This is a genomic window from Pseudarthrobacter sp. NPDC059871, from assembly GCF_042731175.1.
GTDB lineage: Bacteria > Actinomycetota > Actinomycetes > Actinomycetales > Micrococcaceae > Arthrobacter.
In genome coordinates this window covers 64,855-85,727 of sequence record NZ_JBHWJV010000016.1, presented here as the reverse complement: position 1 = coordinate 85,727, position 20,873 = coordinate 64,855, and the positions used below count along the sequence as shown (strand labels likewise).

Genomic DNA, 20,873 nt, shown 5'->3' with positions numbered 1-20,873 from the left:
TTGTTTTTTTTTATACGCCCGGCCGGGCGACCTTGGGTGGGGCGGGTGGGGGGGGGGGGGGGTCTCACCCCCGCGCCCCACGCCCGTCGTCGTACGTTGTGTGGTCAATCCTCTTCGTCGTCCCACTCGGCCTTTGCCGCGGTCATGGGATCGTTGACGTCCACGTCCGATTCCTTGAGGCCCACCCGGAACTGGACCATCATGTCGTGGTCCTCGTGGGGCAGGTTGTGGCAGTGCATCATGTAGAGACCCTGCTGGGGGGTGAACTTCATGAGCAGCCGGACCTTTTCGTCCTCACCCACGTACACCACGTCCTTCGGGCCGCGTTCGTGCAGCATGGGCGGCTGGCCATTGCGGCTGAGGATCTGGAAGTCCACCAGGTGGATGTGGACCGGGTGGAACCAGCCACCCGACTTGTTCTCGATCTCCCAGATCTCCACCGAGTTCAGGGCCGGGTCCGCGGCCACCTTCTTGTAGCCGCTGGCTATGACGTCCTGCCAGCTGTCATCGTTGATGGTCCACATGTTGGTGGCATCGTTCCGCTTGACCCGGAACGACCGGGTCTTCACCGACTGGCTCGCCCTCAGCGACATCGCCTCGCTTCCCACCAAAGTGGTGGGGATCCGGTTCCAGGTGGGGTCCGTGGTGTCCACCGGCTCATCAGTGACATCGAAGGCCATGATCTTGTTGGTGTAGTCATAGTCCACGTTGTTCTTGTTGGACAGGTTCCGGAGCTCGATCCGCTGCCCTGTCTTGTACTTCCGGAAGTCGATCAGCACCTCGTAGCGCTCCGCCCCGCCGTGCCGGTAGCTGGCCACGCTCTGGGCCGTGGGCACCAGGCCGCCGTCGGTTCCGACCACCACCAGCGGATCGCCGGTGCTGAGCGTGGGGCGCAGGGAGCGGGAGATGGAGGCGTTGAGGATCCTGAACCGGTAGACGCGCTTCTGGACCTTCATCACCGGCCAGGGCTTCCCGTTGACCAGGATCACGTCGCCCCACAGGCCCGAATGGGTGTTGTCGTCGTAGCCCAGGGCCCCGTTGGAGGCGAACATGACATCGTTGACGGTCAGCGCCACATCGTAGCGGCCCTGCGGGAGCAGCTGGCGTTCGAGCGGATCATGCATGTGGTACTGCGCCGCGAGGCCCGAATAGGCGTTCAGGGCGGTGTAGTGGACTCCGTGGTCGTGGTACCAGAGGGTGCGTGCCGGCTGGAAGTTGGGGTAGTGGTAGTCCTTGTAGAAGCCCGGATGCGTGATGTCTGACGCGTAGCCGTCATACTGCGGCAGCGACGCCGAGCCGTGCAGGTGGGTGGACGTGGACAGGGCATGCCCGTCGAGCGCGTGCTGGGCCGGGAGCTGGTTGCGGACCCGCAGCACGGCCTTCGTCCCCTGGTCCAGGCTGATGGTGGGCCCGGGAAAAATTCCGTTGTAGCCCAGGATGGGCGTGGTAAGGCGAGGCAGGATGTTGGCCGTGGCGGCCTTCTCCGTCACCCGATAGTAGTTGACCGGCAAGCCGTCAGCAGGATCGGTGCCGGTGGCGTAGGGCGCCAGGAACGGGGCCTGGACAAAGGCGGACTGGAACGGACGGGGCATCTCCTTGTCGCTGAGCCGGCTGGCGGACTTCGCTTCAACCGAACCCGTAGGCAACATGGCGGCTCCCGCCCCAAGGACTCCCAGTCCTCCGATCAACAGGACCTGGCGGCGTGAAATGGACATTGGGTATCTCCTTTGCTCAATAACCAGACTGTGCAGGGGCCAGCTTGGGGATTCCCTGCCCGGTTTGCCTGGTTCTTGGAAAATTCATGGAAGTCCCGGAACTGGCGGGACGGTTCACTTGGCGCCCCGGTGGTGCCCTGCACCCAGGGACAGTCCTGGTCCGCCGGGCAACTCCAGGGTCAGATCGATGGCGCGGTCCGGGAGCTCGAACACCAGCGTGGCGTTCATGCTCTCCCCCTGCGGCACAAGGGCCGGGGCGGGCGTTGCCCAGATGGGTTTCCAGCTGCCCGTGCCCAGGGCCGAGACCGCGTACCAGGACGGGTCGAAGGAAATACCGTCCTTCTCCATGGCTGTCAGTTCCACGAGGATGCGGACGCGGTGCATTTCCCCGTCCGGCGGGCTGGCGAGAGATGCCGGGGCTGATGGGGGCGTCCAGCCGTCGGCTTCGAGGGGTATGACCCCGTTGATTCGTCCCAGCCCGCCGTCGAGGCTTCCTGAGGCACCCAGCATTGCCGGCGGTGTCCGCGGTGCAGCAGTCACAATGCCCGCCACGAGGGTCCCCACCAGTGTGAGGAGGATGAGCGGGACAAGGACCCTGATGCGCCTGATGGTTGCTGTTGATGCCATGCCGGTCAGTGTTGCCCGGGCTTCTAGGGAAAGCCTTGGGATCAGGTAGGGCCCGCCCACAGCCGCCGGTTCCCTGGCGCATTCCTTCAATCCTTGGTGGCGCAACCAGCGTTTCCGCAAGGTCGCCTTCCTACCGTCAGGGCATGCGCGAACACCTTGCGCAAGCATCCAGGATCAGTGAGGTTCTCATGAAATCACCACAGCACGAACCGGGAGGGCCGCGGTTCCGCGTCAGTTACGGCAGGGCCGGCACCATTGCCGGCGTCTCCGCCATACTCTGCGCCACTTCCCTGATGGCCATCCCCTCCGCCAATGCGGCCGTCCCCACCTTCCCGGACAACCTTGTGGTCTTCCCGGACCGGGACTTCGTCACCATTGAGGGCTACCAGGACCGCGTGGGCCAAACCGCGCTGGTGGAAGTCACCCGGAAGGGGGCCGGAGTAGTCGGGTCTGCAAAGGGCGTGGTCACCGCAGGGGACGTGGCCTTCGAAATCAACCACCCCGGAGGATACTGCTGGGGCGCCGGTACGGGGCTGAACGTCACCCCCGATATCCAGCCCGGCGACGTCGTCTCCATCAAGTTCAACGGTGCTGAGGCAGGGGCCACCACGGTCCAGGATGCCTACGTCACCGAGCATTCCTCCCTGTCCGGCACCACGCTGACCGTCAAGGGCCACGCCGGAGCCGGCGTCAACCCCACCCAAATGGAGCAGCGGATCGTGGAGCCGGCGCTCAAGGACACCAGTGTGGGACGCCGCGATGTCCGGGCAGTCCCCGGGCCGCTCACCGCCGCAGACGGTTACAGCTCCAGCCTGGCCTTTGGTACCGACGGCACGTTCACGGCCATTTATGAGTTCAACGACGCAGCCACTGCCGAAATCGCGGCCGCCGCGTCCGGCGAGCGCGCCATGGCGTGGGAAGTCGAGGACGCCGACGCGAACCGCCAGGGCCTCACCATCGCCGAACACGGTGAACTGGGCGGACCCGGAATGGGCGGCTGCCCCAACGGCCCGCTGCAGTCCGGCCCCGCCGGGCCCACCAACGTCAAGGTGGCCAAGGTAGGCGGCGACCTGAAGGTCAACTGGACACCGGCTCAAGCAGTCCCGGGCACGCCCGCCATCACCGGCTACCGCGTCACCGCCGTCGGACATACAGTTACCGGCCGCGAACAGGCCGAATCCGGGGTGCGCATCAGCGATCCGAAGGCCGCTGGCACCACCATCAAGGGGCTCACCTCCGGCGAGGAATATGACGTCTACGTGGTCTCCGTGAGCAGCGCGGGCGAGACCTTCCCCGCCGTTCCGTTCATCCCGGAGACGGACACCACGCAGCCAACGGTGACCGCTTCACCCAACGGGGGAACCTTCCCGACGGCGCAGGAGCTGACGCTGACCGCCAATGAGCACGGCAGCGACATCTACTACACCCTGGACGGGTCCGACCCCGTCGGCAGCGGCGGCGTCGCAGCCGAGGGTGCCACCCTGTACAAGGGCCCGGTTCCGGTGGCCGCAACCAGCAAGTTCACTTACGCGGCCATCGACCCCTCCGGGAACGTCTCGGACAAGGCCACGGTCGAGTTCACCATCACCAACGACCCCGTACCTGCCGCACCCGCCTTCGCCGGAGCCCCGGTTGCCGGCAAGGGCACGGCCACGGTGTCCTGGACGGCACCGGATCCCGGTGCTGCAGGACTGACCATCACCGGCTACACCGTCCAGGCCTACACGGCAGACGGCGCAGCATTCGGCTCAGCCAAGAAGGTGGCCGGAGACGTGACCAGCCTTGTGTACGACGGGCTCGCCGGGGACACCCAGTACCGCTTCACGGTGCGGGCCGGCAACAGCAACGGTGACAGCCCCGAATCCGCCATGAGCGCTCCCGTGACTGTCCAGGGCGATGTGGTGGCCAACGCCGGCGCTGACCAGAACGTGGCCCGACGCACCACGGCCACTCCTGTAACGCTGGACGGGACGGGATCCACCACCACCGGGGCCACTTACCAGTGGCGGCAGGTGCTGAGCAGCCCCACGGATCCTGACGGGGTCACCTTGAGCGGCAGCACCACCCTGCGGCCCACGTTCAACCTTCCCGTCTACCGGTACCCCATGACCAACAAGCCGCTCACCTTCGAACTGGCGGTCACGGCAGGCGGCGTCACGAAGACCGACGTGGTCACGGTGGCTCCGGTTCCGGACCGGGTTACGGCGAGCCAGGGGCAGTGGAAGAGCCGCGACTTCCGGGTCAACGGCACCAGCAGCGCCGTGGGCGGGACCATTACCGTCCGCGTGGGCGGCCCCGGTGGCACCATCATCGGCACGGCAGCTGTAACGGCTGCGGCGGCACCGGAAACCGGCGGCGTCTTCACCCTCCGCCTCCGGGACGGCAGCGCACCGGCAACGAACCCCGGCAACATCTGGATCGAATCCACGCTGGGTGGCACGGCAGGACCCATCACGGTGGTAAACAAGTAGCACCGGCTTAGCCAGACGAAAGGTCCGGCGGCTCCCGCTTAATGCGGGGGCCGCCGGACCTTTGTGGTGGCACCAGGTCTTCGGCGGAGCCTGGGATGGGATGGTGGCACCGTGGCACCGGGCTTGCGTTGTCCGGGGCCTGTCGCAGCCGGGACCCAGGAGCCGCCCCGGCTGCCGGCGGGCAACTGCTAGATGGTTTCCGGTTCCATGGCGTGGTTGCCGTAACGCTTGGAAGGATACCGGCCGGCCCACCGGACTGCCGGTGTGGCAGCACGGAACGTCGCCGTAACAAAGGTTCCCCGGCCCGGGGCCGAACGTATGTGGAGGGTTCCGCCGGCCTGCTGGACTGTGTCTTTGAGGATTCGAAGGCCGAAGTGGCCTTCCCGGTGCGCGGTGCGGGGGTTGAAGCCCTGCCCGTCATCCGAGACCGTGATCTGGGTGAGCTCGCCGGATTGCCGGATCTGGATGTCCACGGCCGAAGCCCCTGAATGCTTGGTGGCGTTGACCAGCGCTTCGCGTGCCACCCGATAGGCCAGGACGGCCCGGTCCCGGTCCAGGGACACCTGCTCCGGGATGCTGGCGGTGAAGGCGATGCCGCGTTCCACCAGGGGTGCCTCCAGCCGCATGATGGACGCCTTCAGCCCCAGTTCTTCGAGGTCCGGCGGATAGAGTTCGCTGGTCATGGCCCGCAGCGCCTTGATGTCGCGCTGGAGCATGGTCCGTGCATCGGCGAACACCTGCCGCTGGCCGGGTTGGCCGCGGCGCTCCTCCGATTCCAGGGCGTAGGCCAGTCCGGACAGGTTCTGGATGACGTCGTCATGCAGCTCGCTGGCGATCTGGCGCCGTTCCTGGTCGGAGGCCTCGATGGCGCAGTGCAGCAGCGCATTGCGCTGCGCCTGGTGGAACTGGATCCGCTTGGCCAGTCGGACCGCCGGGATCAGCAGGACCAGCTGCAGTACTGCCAGTGACAACAGCACGGGCGGGATCATGCTGAGCAGGACCGCCTGCTGTTCAGCGCGCACGGCCGCACCCGAGGAATACGTTTCAAAGATCATCGGCGCCCCATCCTTGGCGGCGGAGCGGACATAGACCTCCACCAGTTCCCCGGACGAGGCCTCGAACTCGTTTTCTTCAGCAGTCTGGGACTCGAGTGTGGCCGTGGCAGGCCCGCCGGCCAGGAGGAGGTGCGCCCACTCCTCCTGCTCGAAGTCCTCACCGATCAGGGACGGGACGTCCGAGTACACCACCTTGCCGTTCGCATCCCACACCTTGATCCTGGTGACGCCTCCGTTGGCCAGCCACGGCGCCACCCGCTGGTCCAGCTCCTCCAGGGCTGCAGGATCCTGGGCCAAAAGCTGCGGGGTGATCAGCGGGCCCACAACGTTGTCTGCCAGGCGCTGGGTGAACTCCCTGGCGTTGACAAGGGCATGCTGTTCCGCAGCATCGCGGATCCAGAAAGTCACCGGGGTTGCCACCAGGACCAGCGCTGCGAAGCCGGCCGCAAGAAACCGGGCCACGGCCATCCGCACCTCGCGCCGCTGGACGGCTTCGGGGGCGGCACCGGAATTGCCGCGCGTCCTGCGGCGAAGATCTTTCACTCTCACCGCCTGCTGTCAGGCAGCAGATTCCGGCGCGGACTCCGGCCCCGCGCCCAGCCGCGCCACCAATGACGGATGCACAATCAGGTTGCCCGGGCGGGCGTGCCGCAGCGTATCCAGCATGAGGCCCAAGGCGCCGTCCTTCGGCAGGAACCCGCAGATCCCCATGCGGGCGGCCTCCCGCAGCGCGTCCTGCGAGGGGTTGCCGGTCAGCATCACCACCCGGGCCAGCGGGGCTTCGGACAAGATGCGCTGGGCCGCGTGCAGCCCGGAACCGTCGGCAAGGTGCAGGTCCATGATCACGACGTCGGGACGCAGTTCGCGGAACATCGTCACCGCAGATTCCACGCACTTGGCGGCGCCCAGGCTTTTGAGGTCCGGTTCCCGGTCCAGCGCGCCGGCCAGCAGGTCGGAGAAGATGGTGTGGTCGTCCACAATGAGGACGCGCAACCGATCAGTAACTGCCGCTTCCGGCCGGGCAGTGGGTGCAGCCACCGGGTGAACCTCACGCAGCGGGCGGGCGGTGGCGCTGGCCCTGGGAGATACGTCAGGGGCCGCCGTCCGCTCCAGGAGCCGGGCCTGCGCCTGCTTCAGTACCGGTGAGGGCGTACACCCCAGCTCGGCGTCCATGATCCTGCGGCAGCGTTCGAAGGCACGCAGGGCTTCGTTGTCCTGCCCGTTCCGCTCAAGCCCCAGGATCAGCACGTTCCATCCCCGCTCATTGAGGGGATCCTCATTAGTGGCGGCAAGGCCCCATGAAACGGCCTTGTCTGCTTGCCCCACAGCCAGGGCATGTTCTGCGGCCTGCACCCGGGCCAACGCCACGCGTGCCGCGTGCAGCGACCGCTCCTCCTCCGCCCAGGCAGGAAGGAGTTCATCCCCCAGGAGCGGGGCGGAACCTAGCTCCAAAGCTTCACTCAGCAGCGACAATGCAGCTGCCGGGGCGGCGTGGCTGGCCTGCTTGGTCAGAGAATCAAAACGGTCCAGGTCCAGTTCCACCAGGGAACGGTCTATCGCATAACCCCCGGTGACTGTCCGCAGGGGTCCCGTCCTGCCGGAGCCAGGCTGCAGGTTTCGCCGCAGGACACTGACGTAGCTTTCCAGGGTGGGGAGGGCAACAGCCGGATGGTTGCCGCCCCACAGCAGGTCCATGATGCGGGTCTTGGAGACCGCCGAGCCCAGATTCAGGAGCAGGATCTCAAGGACCTGGCGGGGTTTGGGACCGCCGAGGTCATTGGCGCGGAGCTCAACATTCCCGCGCCGGATGGTGAGGGGGCCAAGTACCGAGATGCGGAGCGCCGGCGTCGTCGACGGCGTTCCGGATCCCGAAACCATCAGCCCTGGGCTTGTTTCCAACGTAACCACCATTTAATCCCCCGATGAGTGATCGAACCTTCTCCGTTAATTCCAGTTCCCAGGCAAAAGTCAGACAACAGTAGTAAGTACTCACATCAGTTTTCGGGTTTTCCTGCCGACTACTTGGGCGGCCGGAAGCAAGTACTTGGCGTTTCCGCCCCGGCAAACAGGCACGACCGGAACCGGGGGCGCGGCCCCGTCCGGATTTCCGCAGGTCAGGGCGATGCACTGCCGGCATCAAGAATGTTGGGAAAACCCTAGGTGGTCCCTGGGAGGTACGCGCGGCCGCTGTCAAAGGAATCCCCAAGCGGGTCCCCCTAATTTGGCAACGAGACGGCATCACAGCGCGGTATGACGAACCCGCCTCCGCAAAGCCGGCCGGAAAAGGAATGGAGACGCCCATGAACCTGCGTAGAACCCCCGCCTCTGCACCGTCCGACAGGTGGGGGGCGGGTCTCCTGGTCCGGTGGTGGCGGGCAATTTCGGCGGCACTTCGAGGCGTCCGGGCAGGCCTGCGGACCGTCCGGGTCCGGGTCCTCGCCACGGTCCTGGCCTTCCTCGCGGTGGGACTGTTCGTTGCCGGCACCACCACACTTGCGTTGAACCTGCGGGACCTCAACAGCCGGGTCAGCGAGGACCTCCTGCACCAGTCGGCTCGGCTCCAGGACATCGTGGACCAGGGCCTTCCCGGCGGCGAGCCCTACCCGTCGCTCGATGACCTGTTCACTGTCTTCCTGCGCGGCGGCACGCTGGGCCGGTACGAGTCCGTGATGGCCACCATTGCGGGAGGGGACACGTTCCTGCCCGCCGGAGCCCAGGCACGCAACCTCGGCCAGCCCCAGGTGCTGGAAACAGCGCTAGCCGTACCCCTGGACGGAACCACTGCCCTGCGGGACGTGGTCCTGGACGGCCACATGGTGCGCCTGGCCATTACCCCCGTCTCGCTGGGCGGGGACTCCCCCAACGGCGTACTGGTGGCGGGAAACGAGATCGGGCAGCAGCGGGAGCAGATGGTGGCGTCCTTCGGAACCTTCGCCACGGTCTCGCTGGCCACCCTGCTGCTGGCCGGCGCGGTGGGGTACGCCGTGACCGGCCGCCTGTTCGTCCCCATCCGGCGGTTGCGCCAGGCCACCGAAACCACCACCTTCGAGGACGTGAGCAGCCGCGTCTCGGTCCCGCCCGGCGACGACGACGTCTCGCAGCTGGCAAACGACTTCAACCGCATGCTGGACCGGCTCGAAGTGGGCATCGAGGACCAGCGGCAGTTCGTGGATGACGCCAGCCACGAACTGAGGACACCGCTGACCATCATCGGCGGCCACCTGCAGCTGCTGCAGCCGGCAGATGCCACGGACGTCGCTGAAACCCGTGTGCTGCTCCTGGAGGAGGTTGACCGGATGCAATCCCTGGTGAACGAGCTCCTGGTGCTGGCCAGGAGCGGCCGGCCCGACTTTGTCCGGCCTGACTGGATCGATACGGATTCCTTCCTCGAAGCCGCCATGGAGCGGATCCGCGTCCTGGGAGACCGCCACTGGCAGATTGAACAGCTGCCCGGCGGCTGGTTCCGGGCAGACCGCAACCGCCTCACCCAGGCCATTGAACAGCTGGCGGCCAATGCCGTGCACTCCACGGAACCCGGTGACATCATCTCCATCGGCGCAGCATGGGCCGCGGCCGCGGACGGCGCTTCCTCCGAACTGCCCCACGAACCCACGATTGACCTCTGGGTTGCCGACACAGGCTGCGGCATCAGCGCCGCGGACCAGGAACGGATCTTCGACCGGTTTGCCCGGGCCGGCGTATCCAGGGGCGCCGAGGGCTCTGGACTGGGCCTGCCCATCGTCAAAGCGATCGCCGAAGCGCATGGCGGCTCCGTGCGGCTCACCTCACGGGTCAATGTGGGCAGCAGGTTTGTCCTCTCCCTTCCGTCAGGAACATCGTGGCTCGCATTCTGATCGCCGACGACGAGCCACGGATCGCCGCCTTCATCGCCAAGGGCCTCACGGCGGCCGGCTACACCACGTCTTCCGTGGAGGACGGCATCCGGGCGCTGGACTACGGCAGTTCCGGTGAGTTCGACCTGCTGATCCTGGACATCGGGATGCCGCGGATGGACGGCTTCGGCGTGCTTTCGGCCCTGCGCGCCATGAACTGCACCGTTCCGGTCATCGTGCTGACGGCACGGGATTCCCTTCCGGATACGCTGGCAGCGCTCGACGGCGGCGCGGACGACTACATGAGCAAGCCCTTCCGTTTCGAGGAGTTGCTTTCGCGCATCCGGCTCCGGCTGCGGGACACGCCGGCAGCGCCGGCGGCCACGGCCCCCGCCAGCGGAGACGTGAGCCTGGACGTGGACCTCCGCTGCGCCAGCGTCCGGGGCCGGACAGTCTCCCTGTCCGCCCGCGAGTTCGCCATGGCACGCGTGTTCGTGGAGAACGCCGGCAAGCTGCTGAGCCGTGAACAGCTGCTCAGCCGCGTCTGGGGCTACGACTTCGACGGGTCATCGAACGTGGTGGACGTCTACGTCGGGTACCTCCGCACCAAGCTGGGGCCGGAGCACTTCCAGTCCGTCCGGGGAGCCGGCTACCGCTTCACCCCGGTCCATGCCGGCCCCGAGCCGGCACGTGAACACCCTGAGTCACAACCCTGAACCATGGATGAGAGGTCTCTCATGGAAGATTCATTTCCCTTTCACAGCGGCGAGGAAGAGTGGTGGAACCAGCACATGAAAGGAAGACCAATGTCCAAGCTGTGGTACCTCCCCCTCGCCGCCGTCCTCGGCGCTGCCAGCCTGACCGTCTGGGCCCAGGCGAATGCCGGGCCGCCTCCCGCCGTCTCCCCCGGCGTCGTGGTTTCCAATGTTGATTCCGGCAGCAAGCCGGCTGCCTTCGAAGACTCCCCCAAGCCCGACGATTCGCCGTCGGCACTGGCCACTCCCACGCCGACCGCGAGCATCACGGCGGTGCCTGAGCATACGCCGGAGACCCAGATTGTTCCGGCCGAACCGGTGACCCTGCCTCCGGTCCAGGTCACGCACGCCCCCGGTCCGGTGGACGACAAGGGCGGGCTCCGCGCACCCGGCGTCTCTGACGACGGCCCCACCCACGACCTCAACGACGACAAGGGCGGGCTCCGCGCACCCGGCGTTTCCGACGACGGCGCCGCGCACGACGCCAACGATGACAAGGGCGGGCTCCGTGATCGGAACTCTTCGGACGACGGCAAGGGCCACGATTCCACGGACGATAAAGGCGGGCTCCGCTAGCGTTCCCTGGCATCACAAGCTTTTCCCTAGGACGCTCCTCCAGGATGGCCTTGCGTAGCCGGCTCAACTGGGAAGCCGGCGCTACTGGGGAGCAGTCACGGCATGGGGAAAGTACCTCGCGTTTCAGCGCGCAAAAGAAACCGCACCACCACCGGAGCAGGCCTGCGGGCCTTTGCCGCATCAGGAGCGCTGGCGCTGGTGGCATCCATGGGCCTGCCTCCGCTGGCAGCCCAGGCCGTACAGGCCCCGGTCGGCTCGGGGTTCACCGTCACCCCGGCCGACCTGTCCTACATCCTCAAGCAGATCAAGATCGCCGAGGCGCACGTGGCGAACACGACGTCCGCCACAGGCCCGTGCGGGGCTCTGATCGGCACCGGACCCAACCAGCTGGCCAGCCCGTTGCTGTCCCACGGCCTGCGGACCGTGGACGGCAGCTGCAACAACCTGCAGCCGGGCCAGGACACCTATGGCGCCTCGGACCAGGTGTTCCCGCGGCTGGCGCCGAAGTCGTTTGGACCTGCCGAGAGCGGCTCGTTCGGCGGTCCGCCGGTGGCCACAAGCTACACGCAGAAATCGGGAAGCGTCTTCGATTCCCGGCCCCGGACCATCAGCAACCTGATCGCGGACCAGACGTCCACCAACCCGGCCGCGGTGGCTGCCGCCGGCTTCCCAGCCCGCTCCCAGGGCACCACTGGCGTGGTGCCGTGCACCACTGATCCGGACCCTGAGGCCGTTCCCCCGGTCGCGGCGGCGCCCGAAGGCTGCGTCCCCTCGCACAACACGCTGGACATCCCCAACGTCACTACCGACGTCGGCCTGTCACCGCCCTACAACTCGCTCTTCACCCTGTTCGGCCAGTTCTTTGACCACGGCATCGACCAGACCGTCAAGGGCGGCGGAACGGTCTACGTGCCGCTCAAGGCCGACGATCCGCTCATTGCAGGGCCGGACCACGCCTTCGGCACCGCGGACGATCTCAATCCCCACATGCGCTTTATGGTCCTCACCCGGGCGCAGAACCAGCCCGGCCCGGACGGCATCCTGGGCACCTCCGACGATCTCCAGGACGCGCTGAACACCGACTCTCCGTGGGTGGACCAGAGCCAGACCTACGCGTCCCACGCCTCTCACCAGGTCTTCCTGCGCGAATACACGAACAACTCCGAGGGCCGGCCGGTGTCCACCGGCGGCCTGCTGGGCGGCCCGGCGGGTACGGCGGCGGCCGGCGGCATGGCCACCTGGGCCGACACCAAGAAGCAGGCCCGGGACATGCTCGGCATCCAGCTCCTGGACAAGGACGTCCTCAACGTTCCGCTGCTGGCGGCCGACGCCTACGGCAAGTTCATCCCCGGCCCCAAAGACGGGCTTCCGCAGTTCGTTACCCGGTCCGGGCTGGTGGAGGCGGACCGGACCGCGAACGGCGGCAACGGAACGCTGGTACCGCAGGATGCGCTGTACTTCAACACACCGTTCCTGACGGACATCGCCCACAACGCAGACCCTTCGCCCCAGGACACCGACCACAACCCGGCAACCCCGCCGGCGGCACCGGCCCCCGACGCGGACAACACGGCGTCTGCAGACTTCGCCGCCCAGGCTCCCGGGACGTATGACGACGAGATGCTGAATGCGCACTTCATCGCCGGCGACGGACGGGTCAACGAGAACATCGGACTGACGGCAATCCACCAGGTCTTCCACTCCGAGCACGACCGCCTGGTGGGGGACATCAAGAACGTCCTCAGCACGGACAAGTCCACCCGCGGTGCTGCTGCCCTCACCGAATGGCAGGCGTCCGCCGGCGCTGACGGCTGGAACGGCGAGCGCCTCTTCCAGGCAGCGCGCTTCATCACGGAAATGGAGTACCAGCACCTTGTCTTCGAGGAGTTTGCCCGCAAGATCCAGCCGGCGCTGAACATCTTCGAACCCTTCGCGTTCTCCCAGACCGACGTCAATCCGGCCATCAACGCGGAGTTTGCCCACTCGGTCTACCGTTTTGGGCATTCGATGCTCACCGAAACCATTTCGCGGCGCAACGAGGACAGTCCGGGACCCGACGGCGTCTGGGGCAACCAGGACGACGTGCCGGGTTCGCAGAACGACATCCCGCTTCTGGGAGGATTCCTGAACCCGCCCGCCTACACCGACGGCGGCCCGGCCGGTCCGCTGACCTCCGAGGAAGCCGCCGGCAGCATCGTCATGGGAATGTCGGACCAGGTGGGCGCGGAACTTGATGAGTTCGTCACGGACACCCTGCGCAGCAAGCTGCTGGGCCTGCCGATGGACCTTGCGGCCATCAACCTTGCCCGCGGCCGGTCCGAGGGGATCCCTTCGCTGAATGTCTTCCGCCGACACCTCCACGGCGCCACCAACGACAGCCAGCTCAAGCCGTACGCCAACTGGATCGATTTCGGCGAGAACATCAAGCACCCCGCTTCGCTGATCAACTTCATCGCCGCCTACGGCACCCACCCCTCCATCGTTTCCGCCACCACCCTGGAGGCGAAGCGGAAGGCTGCGCGGCTGATTGTCAGCCCGGACGCCCTGGCCGGTGAGGTGGCCCCGGATGACGCCGTGGCGTTCATGAACAGCACCGATGCGTGGGCCAACAACGGCACCGCATCCACCACCGGGCTGGACGACATCGACCTCTGGATGGGCGGCCTCGCCGAAAGGACCAACCTGTTCGGGGGCCTGCTGGGCAGCACCTTCAACTACGTGTTCGAGAGCCAGATGACGGATCTGCAGAACGGTGACCGGCTGTACTACCTGGCGCGCACCCCCGGGATGAACCTGATGGCGCAGCTTGAAGGGAACTCCTTCGCGGAGATGATCATGCGCAACACGAACGCGAAGGCCCTGAAGGCTGACGCGTTCGCCACCGCCGACTGCAAGTTTGAGCTGAAAAACCTGGCGGGAACCGTTGAAGGGTTTGCCCACTCGGGCAACACCGTGGCGGACGATGCCGGCACCGAGTGCAGCGAAACCGCACTGCTGCTCCGGATGCCGGACGGCACCATCAAGTACCGTGCCTCGAACTCCGTGGACCCGGTGGGAATCAACGGCCAGGCCGTGTACAACGGCACGGACCGCGCCGACCGCGTCCACGGCGGCGTGGACAACGACACCTTCTGGGGCGGCAAGGGCAACGACGTCATTGAAGGCGGCGACGGCGCCGATACGGTCCTCGGCGGCGAGGGCAACGACGTCGTCAGCGATCTTGCCGGCGACGACATCCTCAAGGGCGGCCCGGGCAATGACGCGCTCGACGGCGGCCCGGGCCTGGATCTCATGCTCGGCGGAGACGGCAAGGACTTCATCAACGGCGGGGCGAACTCGAACGAAACCTTCGCCGGCGAAGGCGACGACTTCGTGATCGCCGGTGAGGGCCTGGACGGCGTCTTCGGCGGCGGCGGGGACGACTGGGCCGAGGGCGGCGACAGCCCCGACCTGCTCATCGGCGACTCCAGCAACCTGTTCTTCCTCGACGATTCGCAGAAGCCGGGCCACGACATCCTCATCGGCCAGGGCGGCGATGACGACTACGACATGGAGGGCGGCGACGACATCGGCCTGGCCGGGCCGGGCATCGAGAAAGTGGCCGGGGCGTCAGGCTTCGACTGGGAAATCGGCGCGTACGATCCCCAGCCGCAGGACGCCGACCTGAACCTGCCCATCGCACCGCTGGACATCCTGCAGGTGGGCGTCCGGGACCGCTACAACGAGGTGGAAGCACTCTCCGGCGGCCCCTTCGCCGACACCCTCCGCGGCGACGACCTCACCCCCCGGACGGTGGGCGGCGGCGGCTTCATCGGCTGTGACGTCCTGGACCAGGCCGGCATCGACCGCATCCTGGGACTCGACCAGCTGATTCCTTCCCTGCCCACGCCGGTGGAGGACGTCATCAACGCTTCGGCCTCGAAGGAATGCCCCGTCCTCACCGGATCCCAGGTGTGGGGCGAGGGCAACATCCTCCTCGGCGGCGGCGGCAACGACACCATCGAAGGCCGCGGAGGTAACGACATCATCGACGGCGACAGGTACCTCAGCGTCCGGCTCAGCGTCCGCACCGATCCCGCCGACCCGGCCACCGAGGTGGGCAGCGCAACGTCCATGACCGCCCAGTTCCAGCGCGCCGCGGATGGCACCCTCACCGGTCCGACGCTCCAGCAGGCAGTTTTCGCCGGCAGCATCGACCCGGCGGACGTCGTGGCGGTGCGGGAGATCCTCAGCTCGGCCGATGGCACCGACACCGCATTGTTCTCGGACCTCGAGTTCAACTACACCATCACCACCACCGGCGGCGACGGCACGCTGGGCTCCCCCGGGTCCGTCACCACAGTCCAGCACAACGGCGGCCGGGACGGCACCGACACCCTGCGCAACGTCGAACTGCTCGTCTTTGGCAACGGAACCGGCACCGGGAACGGCAACGGCGGAAACGGAGCCGACGACGGCGTTACCGAACCACCGGAGGACGAGCCCGTCGAAGGCGACGAGGGCGCAGGCGACGGTATCGGCGAGGTCATCCCGGGCGACGGCGAAGTGGTGGTCATCATCGATCCCGTTACCGATCCCGCGACGGATCCCGGCACTCCGCCCGTTGACCCGGCACCGGTAGACCCGCCCGCCAACCCGGCTCCGGTGGATCCCCCGGCTAACCCCGCACCGGTAGACCCGCCCGCCAACCCTGCACCCGTGGATACCCCGGCTAACCCCGCACCCGCAGACCCGCCGGCCAACCCGGCACCCGTGGATCCCCCGGCCAACCCCGCACCCGTGTCAGGCGGCGTCGCCGTCAGGACTGTTGATGCCACGGGCACCCAGGTGGGCGAGATCATCATGGCCGAGCCCGGGACATCCCGGGTGGTGGTCCGCGGCCTGGAGAACGGCGAGGCTTACCGGTTCCAGGTAGCGCCCACCACAGGAGGCGACAGCGAGCCGTCGTTCTCGGCACTGAGCGAACCTGTTGTCCCCGGCCCGGGCGCCGGGCTCCGCGGCCAGGCCGGCGGAAGCGCCGTGGCACCGGTCCCCGCGGAGCCTGTGACGGAGCAGCAGCCCGGGGTGACCGGGACCCTGCCGCTCGGTGGCCTGGCCGCCGTCGCGCCTTTCCTCCTGACGGCCCTGGGGCACTATCTGGCCACCGGCGAAGGGGCCACCACCCTGGGCCTGGTCATAGGAGGCTTGCTGGCAGCCGCAGCCCTGCTGGCTTTCCGGTTCTACTCCGCCCGTTCCAAGGGCAGGGCAGCAGGTAACGGGACAGCCAGCAGCACGAAGGCCGGCGACAGGGCGTGAGCCGGACCTCAGGCCCCGGCCGTCTCCTCGGCCGGGGCCTGGGCGTAGGACGCGGACACCCGCCGGTACACGGGAGTGACGAAGGCCAGCACCGCGGCCACGATCATGACGATCCCGGCCACCAGGAACACCAGGGCGATGCCCCGGGACGTCCCTTCACCCAGCAGCGGCGCGAGCTGCGCCGCCCCTTCACTGGACCGGGCGTAGGGGATGATCCAGAACTGGGCGAGCGGTGCGATCAGGAACGCCGTGATGGGTGCCGCCGCGGATTCGAAAGCCATGGCGAACCCAAACACCCGGCCCTGCTTGTTCAGTGGAACAACCCGCTGGATCACGGTCTGCTCAGCGGCCTCGACGCACGGCACCAGCGCCAGGTACAGCCAGATTCCCACCACGTACAGCCAGGCCCATTCCCGGATGGTGAACAGGGCACCGAGCGCACCCATCATGGCGACGGCGATCAGCAGGGTCCGCAGCGGGTTGGCGCCGAGGCCGAACTTGCCAATCAGGGCACCGCCCGCAATGAATCCGGTGGAGCCCAGGGCCAGGAACAGGCCCCACAGCTCCACGGGGAACATCTCGAGCCCGTACGGGTCCATCAGGGCCATGTAGACGCCGCCGATGAAGTTGTTGAACGTGGAGAAGATGATCAGCGCGAACAACCCGGCAACGGCCAGCACGGCGGCGATGGAGCCGCGGAGGTCGAATCCGCCCTGGGCGTCGCTGGAAGCCACCTGGGTTTCCTCCGGCAGGCGCAGGGTCAGCAGGTGCAGGAAAGCAAGGGCGGTGAGGACCACCGCGATGGCGATGGTCCAGCCCATGCCCAGGATTCCCACGGACAGCCCGGAAAATACCGACGTGACGATGAAGGCAAGTCCCTGGACCATTCCCACCATGCCGTTGGCGTTGGCGCGCCGGTCCGGCTCGATGAGGATGGTGACCGTGGTGGACAGGGCCACGTTGCGCATGTTCTCCACCACCGCTCCCACCAGGATGATCAGGGTGAAGATCCAGAACCAGGGCTGCCCGAGGTCCAGCAGGCCGGCACCGGGTGTCAGCAGGAACATCACGCCGGACAGCGCGAACATCACCAGGGTGAAGGCGGCGGCGAACCGCATGATGGCCAGCTTGCGGTAGCGGTCCACGAAGGTGCCGAAGCTGATGCTGGAGAGGGCGATCAGCAGCATGTAGGCGCCGCCCACCACGCCTGTGGCGATCACATTGCGGGTTTCCAGGTAGACCCAGAACGTCAGGGCAAACCAGAGGTAACTGGTGGTGACGTTGGCCAGTGCCGTGTTGATGAGGATGCCCGCGAACGTGCGCGAACGCTCCTCAGGGGTTCGTCGGGACGTGTCGATTGCAGCTTCCTGCCCGGACATGGGTCCCAGTCTACTGAGAACCCGGCGCCGCGGACATGGCTGCCCCTCCCCTGCCTGGGCATGTACCGGCATGTACCCCGGTGTCCGGATCAGGCCGCCAGTTCGCCGCGCCGGAACCGCAGCTCACGCCGTGCCCCGTTCAGTGGTGATCCGGAGAAGGGCAATGCCTCCAGGCTGACTCCTTCAGCCGCCCGGAGGGCCGTCTGGTTCGCGGACGCCGCAGCGCGTGCAGGGAGTCCGATGTCGGCTGCGAACTGTTCCCAGTGCCGGGCTTTGAGGTTCTTGACCCGGCCGCCGATGGTCAGGGCCATGGTGTCGTCGCCGTACACCAGGGTGCAGGGAATGTCGTAGAGGGGCGAGACAGCCCAGGCCCCGTTTTCCCCCTGGAGGACTGACATATTTTTCGCGTGCAGGTCCCCGTTGCCGGTCAGCCAGGCGAAGACGCACTGCATGTACAGGTTCCGAACGGCAACAGCCCTGGCCTTGCACGCGCCGGCCAGCGCCAGGATGGCGTCCTCGGCGCTGACGGCATACTTGGACGACGGCGGCAGGTTGAGGACCTGGGCAGCGTCCTCGAGTGCCAGGCGGGCCAGGCCGTCCTTCCCGGTGCGGTCGAAGCGCTCCACGAGCAAGCCCTGCAATCCGTTCCGGTCCGTGACAACGGCACCGTTTGCTACAGCGATCCGCAGGGCTTTCGCCGCGGCAAGGTGTGCGGCCTCGTTGGCCACGAGGTGACGGTGGCGGGGCGGGTCCAGCTTGAGCAGGTAGCGGCGGCCCGCGAGGGAAAGGGGGGTGGTCAGCATCGATGCGCTGGCCTTGGCCTGGATCCCTGGAAGACCGTGCGGATCGATGGCGTCCGCGAGCGCGGCAAAGTCGAGTGTTTCCGGATGCGACGCTTCGGCCAACGCCGGAGGTTCCACAGGGTCCTGGCCGGAGGCGACCACCTGGACGTCACCCGGGGTGTCGGAACCAACCGCAAGGAGCAGGCTGAGTTCGTCCCCCAGGCTCGTCTTGATGGCGTCCTTGAGTACTGTCAGCCGGTGCCCCTCGGGCAGCAGGCCGGCGAAGAACGCGGGAACAGCGCCGCTCGGCGATTCAACCGGTGCGTCCGTCAGCGGCAGTGAGTGGGATACGGGTGCCCTGCCCGCGGCCAGGTACGCGGGGGTGTAGGTGAAGGCGATCCCGCCGTTGCCGCCGCGGTTCAGGTGCCCCGCCAGTACCCCGGCTTTGTAGACGTCCGCTTGGGAAACGAATTTGAGGCGCGCCAGGTCCTCAGTCATCGGCTGTACTGAGGTGCAACCCCACCGCGTTGGCGGCCGCCACAACGGTGGCCAGGGACGGATTGCCGGTTCCCGTTTCGATGGCGTGGATGGTGCGGGGCGAGGTTCCGATCAGGTCCGCCAGCGTGCCCTGGGTGATCCCCGCTTCCTTCCGGGCGCGCCGAATGCCGGCACCTATGGCTGCCACATCCTCCATACGCCACCCCTTCGGAAATATAATGCAGATTACACGCCCTGCCGTTCATATCCTGACTCAACGGACCGGATTCCGCAAGATATTGCAGATTGCGGAGCGCTCTCACCTCCAGACGCCTCAACCATTATCAATCGGCAATATCTTTCCGATTCCATCCCAAGGATTCAGACATAGGATGCTGCCATGAGGATTGCCGTTGCCGGTGGGACCGGGACCGTGGGCCGCCACGTGGTGGACGTTGCCGTGCAGCGCGGACATGAGGTTGTCACCCTGAGCCGTTCCGCCGGGGTTGATCTGGCAACCGGCCGCGGCCTTGACCAGGCGCTGGCCGGGGTTGAGACGGTAATCGACGTTGCCGGCATCAACAGTACGGCCACCAAGAAGGCCGTGGACTACTTCACGAACGCCTCGCAGAACCTGCTGGCCGCGGAGGAGAAAGCCGGAGTGAAGCACCACGTGGTGCTGTCGATCGCGGGCATCGATAATGCACGCTCCGGCCTCTACGCCGGGAAGCTGGTGCAGGAGGACACGGTCCGGCACGGGGATATACCGTGGACCATCCTGCGCTCCACCCAGTTCCACGAGTTCGTGCCGCTGGTGGTGAAGGTCGCCTCGGCAGGGCCGGTGGTGGTGGTGCCGAAGATGTTCACCGCGCCGGTGGCCGCCCGCGAGGTGGCGGAGGCCCTGGTGGACGCAGCCGAGGCCGGCCCTCGGGGACGGATCCCGGATTTGGGCGGCCCGCGCACAGAGCAGCTGGCCGGCCTGGTGCGGACCTACCTGGAGAAGTCCGGCCAGCGCAAAAAGGTCGTGGAGGCTCCCTTCCCTGGCCCTATGGGCAAGGCGATGCGCAGCGGTGCGCTGATCCCGGCGGCGGGTGCCGCCGTCGGGCGCCAAACGTTCCAGGACTGGCTGGACGGGTTGCCCCGCTGATCCGGATCAGCCGTGGGCCAGGATGGTGTCAATGAGCTGGACCAGCTCGGCCGCATCGGCCGGAGTGACATCAGGTCCGGCTTTCACTGCCGTGGCAGCCAGGTTCCCCTTGATGCCCGTCATGGTCAGTGAGGTCTGGGCCTCCCCCGTGGACAGGCTCTCCCTGGCCAGCGCGGCGAACGACTGATCCCCGCCCGTCGCAGCGTCTATTTCCTGAACTTCCGTGGTGACCTTCTGCCCCGCCAGTTCCGCGGTGAACTTTCCGCATGCCGCCACGGCTTTTCGGGAGGCTTCCAGGTGGCCGGTCAGCTCCTTGGCGTCTTTGAGGGCGATGGCCGTCACCACAATGGCCGTCTTGTCCGCCGCCGAAATGGTGGTTCCTGCCGCATAGGTGCTGTCCTCCGGGATCTGGGAGTTGCTGTCCGTAAAGACGTTGCACTCCGGTGGCGTGAAGACCGCTCCCTTCAGGATTTCCTTGGCCTTGATGATGCCCTGGTCGATCTGGGCTGCGGGAACAACCGTCAGCGCACGCCCCTGCGAGTCCTTCAGGGTGCCCACGATGGAGCTGAGGTCCGCATCGGTGTAGGTCTTGGCCGGGCTTGGAGTGGGGCTGGGCGCCGGCGGCGAGGACGTTGCGGTTCCAGTTCCGGTTCCCGTGCCCGTCCCGCAACCCGCAAGGGCCAGGAACACGGTCATCAGGAGGGCTGCTTGGGTTGGGCGCGTGCGCATGGACTGAGCCTCGTTTCACTCGAGCGTCGTAC

General features: G+C 67.0%; 14 protein-coding genes. 6 read left to right on the top strand and 8 right to left on the bottom strand.

Features of this window, described 5'->3' with window-relative positions; genetic code table 11:
* Window positions 1-104 precede the first annotated feature (104 nt).
* Both ACFV4R_RS19210 and ACFV4R_RS19205 read right to left on the bottom strand, forming a co-directional pair.
* A complete protein-coding gene (locus ACFV4R_RS19210; RefSeq protein ID WP_377203917.1) occupies window positions 105-1,715 on the bottom strand; it encodes a multicopper oxidase family protein in 1,611 nt (536 codons plus the stop codon).
* A 114-nt stretch (window positions 1,716-1,829) separates the two neighbouring features.
* Window positions 1,830-2,342, bottom strand: a complete 513-nt coding sequence (locus tag ACFV4R_RS19205) for a hypothetical protein (protein ID WP_377203918.1) — start codon at window positions 2,340-2,342, stop codon at window positions 1,830-1,832.
* A 143-nt stretch (window positions 2,343-2,485) separates the two neighbouring features.
* Here ACFV4R_RS19205 and ACFV4R_RS19200 point away from each other — a divergent pair, with 143 nt between their 5' ends.
* The gene (locus ACFV4R_RS19200) at window positions 2,486-4,813 is read left to right on the top strand and encodes a fibronectin type III domain-containing protein (protein WP_377203919.1); all 2,328 of its coding nucleotides are present in this window, start codon (window positions 2,486-2,488) and stop codon (window positions 4,811-4,813) included.
* 188 nt (window positions 4,814-5,001) lie between these two features.
* Here ACFV4R_RS19200 and ACFV4R_RS19195 read toward each other — a convergent pair whose 3' ends face one another.
* The gene (locus ACFV4R_RS19195; protein WP_377203920.1) at window positions 5,002-6,411 is read right to left on the bottom strand and encodes a sensor histidine kinase; all 1,410 of its coding nucleotides are present in this window, start codon (window positions 6,409-6,411) and stop codon (window positions 5,002-5,004) included.
* 15 nt (window positions 6,412-6,426) lie between these two features.
* Window positions 6,427-7,776, bottom strand: a complete 1,350-nt coding sequence (locus ACFV4R_RS19190; RefSeq protein WP_377203973.1) for a BTAD domain-containing putative transcriptional regulator — start codon at window positions 7,774-7,776, stop codon at window positions 6,427-6,429.
* Between the two features lie 392 nt (window positions 7,777-8,168).
* On the opposite strand from ACFV4R_RS19190, the gene ACFV4R_RS19185 reads away from it, so the two are divergent.
* From ACFV4R_RS19185 to ACFV4R_RS19170, 4 genes are all read left to right on the top strand, one after another.
* The gene (locus ACFV4R_RS19185) at window positions 8,169-9,722 is read left to right on the top strand and encodes a sensor histidine kinase (protein WP_377203921.1); all 1,554 of its coding nucleotides are present in this window, start codon (window positions 8,169-8,171) and stop codon (window positions 9,720-9,722) included.
* Entirely contained in the window at window positions 9,707-10,417 is a 711-nt protein-coding gene (locus tag ACFV4R_RS19180; RefSeq protein ID WP_377203922.1) for a response regulator transcription factor, read from the top strand. The genes ACFV4R_RS19185 and ACFV4R_RS19180 overlap by 16 nt, the downstream gene beginning before the upstream one ends.
* A 90-nt stretch (window positions 10,418-10,507) precedes the next feature.
* Complete coding sequence (locus ACFV4R_RS19175; protein ID WP_377203923.1) at window positions 10,508-11,032, top strand: hypothetical protein; 525 nt, start codon at window positions 10,508-10,510, stop codon at window positions 11,030-11,032.
* Window positions 11,033-11,134: 102 nt separating this feature from the next.
* Complete coding sequence (locus ACFV4R_RS19170) at window positions 11,135-16,327, top strand: peroxidase family protein (RefSeq protein ID WP_377203924.1); 5,193 nt, start codon at window positions 11,135-11,137, stop codon at window positions 16,325-16,327.
* A gap of 8 nt (window positions 16,328-16,335) precedes the next feature.
* Here ACFV4R_RS19170 and ACFV4R_RS19165 read toward each other — a convergent pair whose 3' ends face one another.
* The 3 genes from ACFV4R_RS19165 to ACFV4R_RS19155 form a co-directional block, all read right to left on the bottom strand.
* The gene (locus tag ACFV4R_RS19165) at window positions 16,336-17,706 is read right to left on the bottom strand and encodes an MFS transporter (RefSeq protein ID WP_377203925.1); all 1,371 of its coding nucleotides are present in this window, start codon (window positions 17,704-17,706) and stop codon (window positions 16,336-16,338) included.
* An 89-nt stretch (window positions 17,707-17,795) separates the two neighbouring features.
* Entirely contained in the window at window positions 17,796-18,986 is a 1,191-nt protein-coding gene (locus tag ACFV4R_RS19160) for a type II toxin-antitoxin system HipA family toxin (RefSeq protein ID WP_377203926.1), read from the bottom strand.
* Entirely contained in the window at window positions 18,979-19,182 is a 204-nt protein-coding gene (locus ACFV4R_RS19155) for a helix-turn-helix transcriptional regulator (protein WP_377203927.1), read from the bottom strand. Before ACFV4R_RS19155 ends, ACFV4R_RS19160 begins: the two co-directional genes overlap by 8 nt.
* Before the next feature lie 183 nt (window positions 19,183-19,365).
* Between ACFV4R_RS19155 and ACFV4R_RS19150 the strand changes: the two genes are divergently transcribed.
* The gene (locus tag ACFV4R_RS19150; RefSeq protein ID WP_377203928.1) at window positions 19,366-20,112 is read left to right on the top strand and encodes an SDR family oxidoreductase; all 747 of its coding nucleotides are present in this window, start codon (window positions 19,366-19,368) and stop codon (window positions 20,110-20,112) included.
* Window positions 20,113-20,118: 6 nt separating this feature from the next.
* Here the strand turns inward: ACFV4R_RS19150 and ACFV4R_RS19145 are convergent, their stop codons facing one another.
* Entirely contained in the window at window positions 20,119-20,841 is a 723-nt protein-coding gene (locus ACFV4R_RS19145) for a hypothetical protein (RefSeq protein ID WP_377203929.1), read from the bottom strand.
* Window positions 20,842-20,873 lie beyond the last annotated feature (32 nt).